The 3,158-nt window shown below is 66.5% G+C and carries 3 protein-coding genes and 1 pseudogene; 2 read left to right on the forward strand and 2 right to left on the reverse strand.

From position 1 onward, the window contains the following. Positions 1-84: pseudogene (locus tag ACRDUX_RS01520) on the reverse strand (dihydrodipicolinate reductase); the annotation flags it as partial. Position 85: 1 nt separating this feature from the next. Then, complete coding sequence (locus ACRDUX_RS01525) at positions 86-610, reverse strand: hypothetical protein (RefSeq protein ID WP_526410338.1); 525 nt, start codon at positions 608-610, stop codon at positions 86-88. Positions 611-700: 90 nt separating this feature from the next. On the opposite strand from ACRDUX_RS01525, the gene ACRDUX_RS01530 reads away from it, so the two are divergent. Beyond that, positions 701-1,441 carry an SDR family NAD(P)-dependent oxidoreductase gene (locus tag ACRDUX_RS01530; RefSeq protein ID WP_526410340.1) on the forward strand — a complete coding sequence of 247 codons (741 nt, stop codon included), beginning with the start codon at positions 701-703 and terminating at the stop codon, positions 1,439-1,441. 83 nt (positions 1,442-1,524) lie between these two features. Next, positions 1,525-3,158, forward strand: a 1,634-nt coding sequence (gene glgP, locus ACRDUX_RS01535) for a glycogen/starch/alpha-glucan family phosphorylase (protein WP_526410342.1), incomplete at its 3' end; no start/stop codon positions are given.

Raw genomic sequence — 3,158 nt, forward strand, 5'->3', positions numbered from 1 at the left:
GTCGAACACCGGGTGCTTGACGATCTCGGCGATCACCATCCTGCCGACGAAGCCAGTACCCCAAACCACGACTCGCTTGCGCATGTCACCAGCACCTCTTCAGGCCGCTGGGCTCGCAGTACAGCGGATACTGCTCAACGGGCATGGACAGCGGGCTCTTGAAGGCCAGCGTGAAGGGATACTTCGTGATGCCCGCGGGCATTCCGCAGACGTCGTTGTGGGCGACCGACCGCGTCCCGGTCATGGTGAGGTCGTCGAATCGGTAGGTCTCCAGAATCGGCGCCGAGCTGCCGTCCGGGCACGTCATGCCGTCGGCCTTCGGCGTGGAGAATTCCCACACCCCACCGGTCAGCCGCGCATCGCCGCCGTTGACCTTCGTCGACGGCGTCGGGGCGACGTGCAATCGGCACGCCACGGGCAGTTCGAGATTGTCGCGGAGGTCGCCGACGGTGGGAACGCAGCTGGGGTAGATGGCCCATTCGGCGACCACGTCACCCTGGGTATAGGTGTAGACGCCCTGCATCACCTGGTCGGCCCTGGCCGGATTCGCGAATCCCAGCACTACGCTGGCGAAGATTGTGGCGGCGGCCAGCACCCGGGCGATCGTCATGCCCCGAGTATCGCAGTGCGATCGGCTCGAAGTCACACCTTTGCCCGACGCGGCGGCCGCCGCCGTGTCGCGGCGTGAGAAGGTCGCTTCATGACTGCTCTGGACGGCAAGGTCGCACTGATCACCGGCACGTCGGCCGGACTGGGCGCCGCGACGGCGCGGGTGTTCGCCGAGCGCGGTGCGTCGGTGTTCGGCATCGCCCGCGACGCAGAGCGGATGGCCGAGGTATTCGCCGACGTGCCCGGTGGGAAGTACGCGTCGGTGGACGTCACGACGCCCGCTGCGTGCAAGCAGGCGGTGGCAGACTGCGTCACCGCCTTCGGCAGGCTCGACGTGTTGGTGAACGTCGCGGGCTTTCACAAGATGCGTCACACCACGAGCATGTCCGACGAGGACTGGGAGCTGGACCTGGCGGTGAACCTGAATGGCCCGTTCTATCTGTGCCGCGCGGCCCTGCCACACCTGTTGGAGGTCGGCGGGAACATTGTCAACGTCGCGTCGATCGCGGGCGTCGAGGGCGAGGTCTACTCGGCAGGTTACTGCGCCGCCAAGCACGGGCTGGTCGGCCTCACGCGCGCCCTGGCCGTCGAATTCACCAAGGAGAAGCTGCGCGTCAACGTGGTCTGCCCCGGTGGCATGCCCACCGCGCAGGCCACCGAGTTCGAAGCGCCGGAGAACGCCGACTGGGACCTGATCATGCGCATCGCCTCGCCCCGCGGCTTCATGGAGACCGCCGACGTCGCCAAGACGATCGCGTTCTTGGCCAGTGACGATGCGGCCGCCGTCCACGGCGCCGTGTACCGCGTCGACAACGGCAAGGGAGCGGGCTGACTTCGACGGCTGATCCACGGGCGTTCACCTGGACGACGTCTGCTGCGAGTGCGCCGTGCACGCCCAGCTGCCACAATCGCGCCGTGACCGACGTCGTAAATTCAGCTGCCGAAGCCTCCCACGTCCGCACCGGCTTGGACGCCGACGATCTGCGGGAGGCGATCACGGATCACCTGCGGTACTCGATCGGTCGCCCGGCGGCCGCCCTACGGCCCGACCACTACTACCGGGCGCTGGCCCTGGCCGTACGAGACCGCATGCAGGACAACCGGGTGGCTTCCACCCAAACGTCCCTCGACCTCGGGCGCAAGGTGACCTGCTACCTCTCGGCCGAGTTCCTGATGGGCCCGCAGCTGGGCAACAACCTGCTCAACCTTCAGATCGAGGACGCAGCCAGGGCGGCGCTCGACACCCTCGGCCAGGACTTCGACGAAGTGCTGGCCTGCGAACCGGAACCCGGCCTCGGCAACGGCGGCCTCGGCAGGCTCGCCGCGTGCTACCTCGACTCGCTGGCCACCCTCGAGCGGCCGGCCATCGGTTACGGCATCCGCTACGAGTTCGGCATCTTCAAACAGGAATTCTCCGACGGTTGGCAGGTCGAGTTGACCGACAACTGGCTGGCAGGAGGAAACCCTTGGGAGATCGCCAAACCCGACGTCAACTACCTCGTCAACTGGGGTGGCCACAGCGAGCAGTACGTCGACGACGCCGGCGCCACCCGCGTGCGCTGGCTGCCCAAGCAGGTGATCAAGGGAGTCGCCTACGACACGCCGATCCAGGGTTACGGCGTGCACACCTGCAACGTGCTGACGCTGTGGAGCGCCCGCGCCGTCGAGTCGTTCGCATTGGACGCCTTCAACACCGGCGATTACTACAAGGCCGTCGAGGAGGAGGTCACCTCCGAAACGGTCACCAAGGTGCTGTACCCGAACGACGAACCCGAGGCGGGCAAGCGGCTTCGCCTGCTGCAGCAGTACTTCTTCGTGTCGTGTTCGCTGCAGCACATCGTCCACATCATGGACGACCTCGCGGACGCCTCGCTGCACGATCTCCCCCAGCGATTTGCCTTGCAGCTCAACGATACCCACCCGTCCATCGGTGTGGCGGAGCTCATGCGGATTCTCGTCGACGAGCGTCGGCTCGTGTGGGACGAGGCCTGGGCGATCACGGTCGCCACCTTCGGCTACACCAATCACACCCTGCTGCCCGAGGCTCTGGAGAAGTGGCCGCTTGGCCTGTTCCGGGACTCCCTACCGCGGCACCTGGAGATCATCTACGAGATCAACCGCCGCTTCCTCGACGAAGTGCGGGCACACTTCCCAGGGGACGTCGAGCGGGTCCGGCGCATGTCGTTGATCGGCGAAGACGGTGGCCAGACCGTGCGGATGGCGTATCTCGCCACGGTGGGCAGTCATGCGATCAACGGTGTGGCGGCCCTGCACTCGGACCTGCTGAAGGCCAGCGTGCTCAAGGACTTCTACGAGCTGTGGCCGGAACGCTTCTCCAACAAGACCAACGGAGTCACGCCACGCCGGTTCCTGGCCCTGTCCAACCCGGGCCTGCGCTCGCTGCTGGACAGCACGATCGGCGACGGCTGGCTGACCGACCTGAACCGGCTTCGCGGGCTGGAGGACTACATCGGCGATCCCGAGTTCCGCCAGCGCTGGCGGGAGGTCAAGCGCGCCAACAAGTCCCGACTGTCCGAGTTCCTCCACAC

The sequence above is a fragment of the Mycobacterium sp. genome, from assembly GCF_050701675.1.
Lineage (GTDB): Bacteria > Actinomycetota > Actinomycetes > Mycobacteriales > Mycobacteriaceae > Mycobacterium.

Coding starts and splice junctions, on each gene's coding strand:
- ACRDUX_RS01525 (WP_526410338.1), bottom strand. CDS start 610: ATGACGATCGCCCGGGTGCTGGCCGCCGCCACAATCTTCGCCAGCGTA.
- ACRDUX_RS01530 (WP_526410340.1), top strand. CDS start 701: ATGACTGCTCTGGACGGCAAGGTCGCACTGATCACCGGCACGTCGGCC.